The organism is Thermoplasmata archaeon, assembly GCA_035622275.1.
In the GTDB taxonomy this organism is placed as follows: Archaea; Thermoplasmatota; Thermoplasmata; order Lutacidiplasmatales; family UBA184; genus Lutacidiplasma.
The window spans coordinates 68,136-75,969 of record DASPVQ010000029.1 but is presented as its reverse complement, the minus strand read 5'-3'; the positions used below and the strand labels follow the sequence as shown (position 1 = coordinate 75,969).

Below are 7,834 nucleotides of genomic sequence, written 5' to 3'. Positions count from 1 at the left end.
CGAGCTCCTCCCGGCGGCCGAGGAACGGGTTGGGGGGCGCGGGGATCGCACCGGTCAGCAGTGGCACGCGCTTGGTCTCCCGGGCGAGCCGGGTCCGGCCCTGCTGGGTCACCCGGTAGACGAGCTGCTTTCGGACCCCATCCCGGACCGGGCCCCGACGACCGTCGAGCAGTCCCTCGTGGACCAGGTCGCGCAGGGGGCGCGACATCGAGCAGGGATGGTAACCCAGCGCCTTGGCGAGCTCTCGCTGGCTGATCCCATAGGGGGAGTCCGCCGGCGGGGCGTGCGTCTCGACATAGTCGAGGATCTCGGTCGGGAGCAGGCTGCGGCCGCCCATCCGGCCACCGGTAGCGGCCCGGTGGTACTTAGAGTTAGTTTGTACAATTTATCGCCTGACGTTTAAGTATCAATTTCCCCCACAGGTCCTTCCGTGATGAGCGCGGAGGAAGCGAGCGGGGCCTATCTCGGGGGCATCGGAACGATGCTCGAGGTGGCCGACGTGTGCCCCACCTGCGGCACGGCGCACTCCGACCGGCAGTACTCGTTCCTGCACCGCGGCTCGGGCCAGTGCCCCGCGCTCGTCGAGGGGTCGTTCGCGGTCGTCAGCCGACCGCCACCTTCCCGGGTCGGGCACCTCGTGCCGGACCTCGCGAAGGCGCCGACCTCGGAGATCCCGGTCTCGATCGGCTCCCTGCCCCTGCCGCCTCGCGAGGAAGAGGTCCACCGCCGCAACCGCGCCCTCACGCTCCCGTATCTTCCGCCGCCGGATCTGGGAGGGATCTTCTGATGTTGCGGACCGAGCGCCCCCGAATCGCATTGACGCCGACCCTCGTCGACCAGCCCCACACGATGGCCCGCGACCTCCTGATCGCGATGGCTCCCCCGCCTCGGACGCACGTCTACGACCTCACCGGCTGGCCGTCCTGGCTCATCCCGACCTTCCGCTCCGGCGCCCAGCGCCTGGCTTCCCGCTCGCGGGAGGGCGAGCGCAGGAGCTGAGCCTCCTCCTCGATCACGATGCTAAGGCCCCCGCGGAGTTCCCGGCTCCGCGGGGGTCGGACTTTTTTCGGGGCCCCGAAGGAACTACCCCTCCTTAGCTGTAACGCCGATTGCACGTAACTCGGGATATCCAACGCAAACGAAAGATACCCGGAGCCCGTGGGCTCTGTGGGTAGACGGATGGCCGAGCGGACGTGCGCCACCTGCGGGGCCGTTCTCGAGCCCGGATACGTCACGAGCTCCAACGGCTCCGGTCTGTTCTGGGCGCACGATCACCCGGCTTCCCGCCCGCGGCCGACCGGGCTCGAGGTCCTCGCCCCTACGGGCTTCGGAGGCACCTACTCGGCGAGCCTGCCGGCCCTGCGCTGCCCGCAGTGCAAGACGATCCTGATCGAGCTCACTTCGCGGCCGTAGCCGCCCCGGCACCCTCGCCGGACAGCTCCATGGGTTTCACGAGCAGCGCCGGGGCGAGGATCCGACCTCGCAGCCGCGGCTGTGACCCGATGCTGGCCAGGTCCCGGAAGACCGACGGGTCTCCCGGACCCGCCAGGATCCGCCCACCGACCGTCCCTCCGCGGACCGGCTCGGCGAGCTTCCCGTGACGGATCCGATAGCCCATCCGGATCTCGCCGCCGAACGCCGAGGTCGAGGGCTCTCCGGAGGGGTAGCCGATCTGCACGAGCCAGACGCCGTCCCCCGCCGTCTCGCACAGCTCGTTGTCGGTGCCGCCGGTCCCCGGCGGGATGACGAGCGTACTGGGCTCGGGGCTCGGGGGCTCGGTGAAGCGCGCCCACGGAAACGGTTGCGTCTCGGCGCGCCGCCAGCCGCTGCCCGTCGAGCGCGCGCCCAGCGCCGCTCCGTGCCGGACGTCGTAGAGCAGCGAGGCGACCTTTCCCTCGGTGACCAGCGAATGTCGGCCCGCGGTCGTGCCCTCGTCGTCGACCGGCGCCGAGCCGACCGCCCAGGGAACGGTCGGGTCGTCGGCGAGCTCGAGCGGCGTGGCGCCGACGGCCTCGCCGATCTCCGGGGCGATCCCGTTGAGCCGTCCCACGCCGCTGAAGGGGACGGCGAGCGCGGCCGGCAGGATGTCGTCCAGGACGCTGGGCGGGATCACCACGGACGTCGCGCCGGTCGGAGGGAGGACCGCGGCGCGAGCGTCGCGCGCGTACCGGGACCAGTCCGGGACCCGTGAGGGCAGGCGATCGATCTCGAGACGTCGCGCCTGCTGCAGGACCCAGTACTCGCCGGGCACCGGGCCCTCGGGTCCGGCGTAGGCCTTCACACCGAGCTCGACGTCGACCAGCGTGTGGGGGTAGCTGATCTCCAGTCCCGAGGAGTTCGCCACGCTCACCTCGGTGAGCGTGACCCCGATCGCACCGAAGCTGGGCACGACCCCGCGCTCCCGCTCGAACGCGTGAAGGAGGGCCGCAATGTACTCCTCCAGCGCGCGCGTCGGATCGTTCCACAGCGTGGGGTCCGCGATGTCCGGCAGGGGGGCCGATCCGTTGCTCGCCGGCAGCTCGACGCTGCTCGCGGGGAAATCGCTGAGCGCGACCGCAGTCTGGACCGACTCGATCGCGCGGCGGACGCCGGCCTCCGTCGCGTCGGTGGAGGCCTGGGAGGCGGTCCCGAGGCGGCCGGCACGCGCGCGCATGAGTCGGATCGAGTACCCTTCCAGCACGATCGGCCCACGAGCGAGCTCGACCGACGGGCCGTTCAGGTGCACGTCGAACCGGCGCGCCCGCTCGCCGTAGACGTCCCAGGCCCCGTCGAGCTTGCCCAGCCGGTCGGCGACCCGGAACGCGATCTCGGCGTCGGGCGCGCGGGCGCTCATGTGGGTCCGATCACCCCTCGCGAGAGCACGTAGGACCCGCCGTCCCCGACCGGCAGGAACTCGGTCCGGCCCTTGCCGCAGGTCCCCGGAGTCCACTCGAACAGCTCGCGCTTCGCGATCCCGCGGATCTCCTTGAGGAAGTCGAGGACCGGACGGGACAGCGCCATCGCGCCCAGGAGGTCGGTCAGTCGGCCGTGCTCGATCCGGTGGCCCTTGAGCACCTTGATCTGCATCTGGCCGCCGGCAGGGTCCTCGACCCCGCTGAACCAGTTCTCGAGCAGGACGCCGTCGCCGGCCTCGGCGACGAGGTCGTCGAGCTCCCGGTCGCCGGCCTCCAGGAACGAGTTGGTCATTCGCACATAGGCGCGGTGGGCGAACGTCGCACGCCGCGTGTTGCCCGTGGGGCGGGCGCCCAGGGCGGCGGCGGTGCTCCGGTCGTGCAGCGCGCCCACGAACTTTCCCCGATCGATCAGGACCGTCCGCTGGCCCGGGTTCCCCTCGTCGTCGAACGGTAGCGACCCCCATCCCCCGGGCACCGTGCCATCGTCCACTAGCGTGACGAACTCCGGTGCGATCATCTGCCCGAGCAGCGGTCGCAGATACGACCGGTTGCGAACGAACTGGTCGGCCTCGGCGCCATGGCCCAGCGACTCGTGGCTGAACGTTGCGGTCGCACCGGGGTCGAGGATGACATTCATCAGGCCGGTGGGCGGGGCTTTCGCCGCCAGCATCGCGCGCGCTCCGTCCGCGACCGTAGCGGTGACCTGCTCATCGAACGGGTCCGTGATCTCCCGCCCGCCCGCGGCCCCGACGTGACGCCGGTCAACCTGGGTTCGTCCGGCCTCGGAGGCGACGGCGAGCGCCGAGCCTCCGGACCGCGTGATCCGGGACCAGCAGTGCGCGCCGGCCGAATTGAGGTACAGGCGCTCGTGGTCCTCCCAGCCCAGCGAGACCGTCGCCACCCGTATCCCCGGGCGATCGCGCATGGGCGCGAGCAGCTCGTCCGTCCGCTGGGTCAGGGCCTCGGTCCCCTCGTCCGACAGGAGGCGCGCGGGACGCGTCTCGAAGCGCCCGGTGAGCGACGACGAGATCCCCGGTGGATCGCCGATCTTCCCGGCGGCGGAGAGCCGTCGCTCGACCGCCTCCGCGGATTGGGAGATCGAACTCGCTTCGAAGTCGGAGCCGGCGGCCTCGACCCACCGTACGCCGGCCCAGGCTCGTACGGCGAATCCGGAGAGGCCCGGAGAGCGGACGACCCGAAGCCACCGAGTGCTTCGCATGATGTCCTCGCCGGTGTGCTGCTCCGCATACACCTCCGCGAAGGAGGTGCGTCGGCCGACGCGTCGGACGAGCGCCAGCAGCTCCGGTTCGTGATCGATCAGCCCGGCCAATGCGCGGAGCGACCGCACGCGCTCGGAATAACGCTAACGCACCCCGAGCCCGCCGGTCCGTCCGGCGAGCGGCCGGGACTCGGCGACGGTGGGTGCGAGCGCTGCGTCGCGGTAGAGCATATACGCCCGTGCGCTGGTCGTGCCCCGTGCCCCCGAAGACTCCGCCCCGGGATTTTGGCATGGTCGGCTTCGACCACGTCGACCTCAAGGTGAGGAACCGGGACAAGCTGCGCCGCTTCTTCGTCGAACAGCTCGGGATGGACGTGATCGGCGAGGGTACCGATCACACCTACCTTCTGTTCGGGGACCAGGTGCTCGGCTTGCACGATCTCGGCAAGGGGGAGACGGCGACCTCGGTCGACCACCTCGCCTTCCGCGTCAGCGAGTGGACCGGCTTGCGGAACCGCGTGGCCCGCTCCCGGGTGGTCATCACGGGCGAGAAGGAGCGCAACGACTCGCGCTCGCTGTACCTGCGGGGTCCCGACGGTCTTCGGCTCGAGCTCGTCTGGCGACCCGACCCCCAGGTGCACGCCTGCGATCACCCGGCGCCGCCGGCGGCGCCGCCGATGGACGACGAGGACTGAGGCCTACTTCCGGACGCGGGGCGCGGTCCGGGCCGAGGCCGGTACCGGCGAGAGCCAGCCGGCGAACTTGGGTTCCTGCCCCCGGACGATCCGCGCGAACGACGCCATGATGCCCGCCGTGATCGGCCCGGGCGCGCGCGCGCCGATCGCGTAGTGGCCGACCTCCTTGATCGGGGCGATCTCCGCGTAGGTGCCGGTGAAGAACGCCTCGTCGGCCGTAAGGAGCTCGTTCACCGAGACGAGCTTCTCGACCACCGGGTAGCCGAGGTCGGCGGCGATCTGCATCACCGAGTCCCGGGTGATCCCGAGCAGGATGTCGGACTCCAGCCCGGGCGTGTAGAGCTTTCCGTCCCGGACGAGGAAGATGTTCTCGCCGGTCCCCTCCGCGAGGTAGCCGTTCTGGTCGAGCAGGATGGCCTCCTCGTAGCCGTCCTTCATCGCATCCGCCCCGGCGAGGTAGCTGTTGATGTAGTTCCCCGCGGCCTTCGCGAACGACGGCAGCGCGTCCGAGTGGGGCTTGCGGAACGGTGAGATCTTTGCCCGGATCCCGGTCTCGGAGTGGTCGCCGAGGTACTTCTTGGCCGGGATCGCGGCGACCATCAGCGAGACGCGTCCCTGCAGGTTCTTGACACCGAGCGCCGGCTCGCCGCGGTAGACGAGCGGTCGGATGTAGGAGGGCAGGATGCCGTTCGCGCCCTGGGTCTCCAGGATCGCGCGCTCGATCTCGTCGGGGGAGTAGGGGATCGTCATGTGGTAGACCCGCGCCGAGGTCACGAGTCGCTTGACGTGCTCCCGGAGCCGGAAGATCGCGCCGCCCTCGCTCGTCTCGTACGCCCGGATTCCCTCGAAAACGGCGACGCCGTAGTGCAGCGAGTGGTTGAGGACGTGGACGCGGGCGTCCTCGGCGTTCACCAACTGGCCGTCCATCCAGATCTTGCCGCCCTTCACCGGTGCTGCCAACATTGCCGGGCTTCGGAGTGAAACCGGAACCTCCGGAGTATCCGAACTCGACCGGTGGTTATAGACCTACCCAACGGCGGAGCATCGAACGGCGCTTCCGATCGCCAACGACCGCCCTCGGGCGCCCGCAAGTTCATGAGACTCGCTGGGCATCCGTCCATCTTGCCGCCTCCGGAGTCCGCCGAACCGAACAGAAGCACGGGGTCGGGCCCGGCGAGGTCCCGGATCGCTCCCGACGTCTGGGCGATCTCCACCACCAGCCTGTTCGCCGACTGGTCCTACGAGATGATCCTGCCGATCGTCCCCTTCTTCCTCGCGTTCACCCTCCTCGCGAGCCCCTTCGTCGTCGGCCTCGTCGACGGCGCGGCGCAATTCGCCCAAGCCGGCGTGCAGAGCGTCGCGGGCTCGCGCTGGGCGCGGGGCGCAGGGCGCAAGGTCCGCGGCTCCTACGGCTACCTCACCACCACTGTGGGGCACGGCCTGCTCGCGATCGCCACGGTGTGGCCGGAGGTGCTGGTCTTCCGGGTGACCGCGTGGATGGGGCGCGGCTCCCGTCAGCCGATCAAGAGCGCGATCGTCGCGAACGCGACGACCCGCGAGAACCAGGGGATCGCCTTCGGGCTCGAGCAGGCGCTCGACTCGCTCGGCGCCATCCTGGGGACGATCACCGCGGTGGCCCTCGTGCTCTGGTGGGGGATCGGCGGATTCCGCACGATCTTCGCGCTCTCGGTCGTACCGGGCGTCGTCGCGACGGTCATCATCCTCGTCATCGTCAAGGACCGGGCCGCGGCCTCCTCGCCGGCCGCCACAGCGCGACCCAGGGTCGGCTGGACCACGTTTCCACCGCACTTCCGGCGCTTCCTCGTCGCCGAGGCCGTCTTTGGGCTCGGGTACTTCAGCATCCTGCTCGCGCTGCTCCGGGTCGGCGAGAACCTCCTGCCGTCCGCGGGGGGTTCCCTCTCGAGCGTGGTCGTCACCTCGCTGCTCCTCTACCTGCTGTACAACCTCATCTTCACGGGCCTCTCCTACCCCGCCGGGCAGTGGGCCGACCGCCGGCCCGGGGTTGCCCTGATCGCGTTGTCCTTCGGCCTCTTCGCCCTCGTCGACCTGTGCCTGGCCGGACCGAGCAGTCTACTCTTCGGGCTGCTGGCCTTCGTCTTCGCGGGCATCCAGGTCGGTCTCCAGGGCGTGGTCGAGTCCGCCTGGGTCGCTCGACAGGTCCCCGCGGAGCTCGCCGGCCCCGCCTACGGCTGGCTGGGAATGGTGCAGGGGTTCACGATCCTCGTCGGGTCCCTCATCGCCGGCGGACTGTGGACCTACGTCTCCGCAACTCTCGCGTTCGAGGTCTCGGCCGCTTTCTCTCTCGCGGGAGCCGTCCTCGTGCTGTTCGCGAGGCCGTCGGCCCGAGGCGCGTCGAGCGCATCCTCCGCGACGTAGTTCGCGGGGCGAGTTCGGGGACGAGCTACATATTCATACTCATATATCGATAACGATGGCCGCTCGGGACGAGGGCGGGACGCGCGGCTCACTCGAGTTGGGCGGCGGGGATGTTGTCCGACGCCGCTACCGGTGGCGGATCGGCGATGTGGCACGATTATGATGGACATCAATAGCTATTGTAACGGATATGACATTACTCTGCCTCCCATTTGCCGCAAGCGTGGGGGTCTGGACGCCAATGTGGGCCGGGACGACCGCGCGAACCCGGGTCGGGGATGTCCCAGGCGATCTGCACGCGATCGGAGGTCGGCAGGCCGTGGACAGGGCATGGTCGGCAGCGCGAGGCCTCGACTCGGCTCGTGAGGGACCCCCGGCTGGATGTCGCATAACTGGAGTTATACGCCGCTCCGTCAGAGATCGCCGCGGGCCCTCGGGGTGGGGTGGGGCCCACGTGGCGCTCGATTCGAGCTACAGGAACTAAAGTAACGAATATACCGATTCTAAGCTGCCATGAAATGGAGTTCGGCCAACGGGACCTCGACTTGCTCGAAAAGGGTGGGGTCCGGGCCGTAGATCGGCCGATCGTGCCCAGTCCGGCTGCGCGCGACTGTCCGGATCTCAGGGAA

General features: G+C 69.9%; 9 protein-coding genes. 5 read left to right on the top strand and 4 right to left on the bottom strand.

Going from position 1 to position 7,834, the window contains the following annotated elements:
• Positions 1-337, bottom strand: a 337-nt coding sequence (locus VEL82_08830; GenBank protein HXW67961.1) for a MarR family winged helix-turn-helix transcriptional regulator, incomplete at its 3' end; no start/stop codon positions are given.
• Between the two features lie 96 nt (positions 338-433).
• Between VEL82_08830 and VEL82_08825 the strand changes: the two genes are divergently transcribed.
• The 3 genes from VEL82_08825 (at position 434) to VEL82_08815 (ending at position 1,413) form a co-directional block, all read left to right on the top strand.
• Positions 434-787: a hypothetical protein gene (locus VEL82_08825; GenBank protein HXW67960.1), complete on the top strand. Its 354-nt coding sequence runs from the start codon at positions 434-436 to the stop codon at positions 785-787.
• A complete protein-coding gene (locus VEL82_08820; GenBank protein ID HXW67959.1) occupies positions 787-999 on the top strand; it encodes a hypothetical protein in 213 nt (70 codons plus the stop codon). The genes VEL82_08825 and VEL82_08820 overlap by 1 nt, the downstream gene beginning before the upstream one ends.
• Positions 1,000-1,179: 180 nt before the next feature.
• On the top strand, positions 1,180-1,413 hold the full coding sequence (locus VEL82_08815) for a PF20097 family protein (GenBank protein ID HXW67958.1): 234 nt from the start codon (positions 1,180-1,182) through the stop codon (positions 1,411-1,413).
• On the opposite strand, the gene VEL82_08810 is transcribed toward VEL82_08815, so the two are convergent.
• Both VEL82_08810 and VEL82_08805 read right to left on the bottom strand, forming a co-directional pair.
• Complete coding sequence (locus VEL82_08810; GenBank protein ID HXW67957.1) at positions 1,397-2,833, bottom strand: TldD/PmbA family protein; 1,437 nt, start codon at positions 2,831-2,833, stop codon at positions 1,397-1,399. The genes VEL82_08815 and VEL82_08810 overlap by 17 nt on opposite strands.
• On the bottom strand, positions 2,830-4,224 hold the full coding sequence (locus VEL82_08805; protein HXW67956.1) for a TldD/PmbA family protein: 1,395 nt from the start codon (positions 4,222-4,224) through the stop codon (positions 2,830-2,832). The genes VEL82_08810 and VEL82_08805 overlap by 4 nt, the downstream gene beginning before the upstream one ends.
• A gap of 146 nt (positions 4,225-4,370) precedes the next feature.
• Here VEL82_08805 and VEL82_08800 point away from each other — a divergent pair, with 146 nt between their 5' ends.
• A complete protein-coding gene (locus VEL82_08800) occupies positions 4,371-4,808 on the top strand; it encodes a VOC family protein (protein HXW67955.1) in 438 nt (145 codons plus the stop codon).
• A 3-nt stretch (positions 4,809-4,811) separates the two neighbouring features.
• Here the strand turns inward: VEL82_08800 and VEL82_08795 are convergent, their stop codons facing one another.
• On the bottom strand, positions 4,812-5,771 hold the full coding sequence (locus tag VEL82_08795) for a branched-chain amino acid transaminase (GenBank protein HXW67954.1): 960 nt from the start codon (positions 5,769-5,771) through the stop codon (positions 4,812-4,814).
• Between the two features lie 159 nt (positions 5,772-5,930).
• On the opposite strand from VEL82_08795, the gene VEL82_08790 reads away from it, so the two are divergent.
• The gene (locus VEL82_08790) at positions 5,931-7,205 is read left to right on the top strand and encodes an MFS transporter (GenBank protein HXW67953.1); all 1,275 of its coding nucleotides are present in this window, start codon (positions 5,931-5,933) and stop codon (positions 7,203-7,205) included.
• Positions 7,206-7,834 lie beyond the last annotated feature (629 nt).